At 59.0% G+C, this 792-nt stretch carries 1 protein-coding gene; it reads left to right on the plus strand.

All coding sequences use genetic code 11. The annotated features are described in order from the left end of the window. Positions 1–792: immunoglobulin-like domain-containing protein (locus AACY45_RS27145; RefSeq protein WP_339548509.1), on the plus strand; the 792-nt coding region annotated here is incomplete at both ends.

Genomic DNA, 792 nt, shown 5'->3' on the forward strand with positions numbered 1-792 from the left:
CCAATGGCACCACCGGCACTGCTGTGGTCACCGCCAAGGACGACATCTTCACTGGCGGTCAGGACGCCATCGTCAACAAACTTGAGTCGGTTTCGGCTAACAACTTCGAGAAGCTGACACTGGGCGACACCACGCTGACTACCAGCGTGACTGACGAGCCAGGTGCTGACGGCGACAAGATCACCGTCACCATCGAAAGCAACGGCGACGTGCTGGAAAACGCTGCACCGAAGTTCACCGTCAAGGTCGACCAGGTCCTCAAACAAGACCTGACCGTGACCCTGAGCAATGGCGACACCGTGGTGATCAAAGCGGGCACCACCAGCGTGCCGTACGAGCTGGCTGCGCAAGGCGATGACGTCTACAAAGACGGTCAAGTTGTGGAAGTCGGCATCGACAACGCCACCGTTGACGGCAAGTCCTTCGAGAACCTGGTACTCGGCGACAAGGCCCAAGTGACCATTGGCGACACCCTTTCTGAAGTGGTCGCCACTCTGTCTGTGGATAAAACCACCGTCACCGAGGGCGGCCAGGTCACTTACACCGTGACCCTGACCAACGCTGCTGGCTTGCCAATGAGCAACCACGGCGAGCTGACCTTCAAGCTCTCCGACGGCACCGAGATCAAGATCCCGGCCAATGGCACCACCGGCACTGCCGTGGTTACCGCCAAGGACGACATCTTCACTGGCGGTCAGGACGCCATCGTCAACAAACTTGAGTCGGTTTCGGCTAACAACTTCGAGAAGCTGACACTGGGCGATGCCACGCTGACTACCAGCGTGACTGACG

The organism is Pseudomonas sp. RA_35y_Pfl2_P32, assembly GCF_963970735.1.
GTDB lineage: Bacteria > Pseudomonadota > Gammaproteobacteria > Pseudomonadales > Pseudomonadaceae > Aquipseudomonas.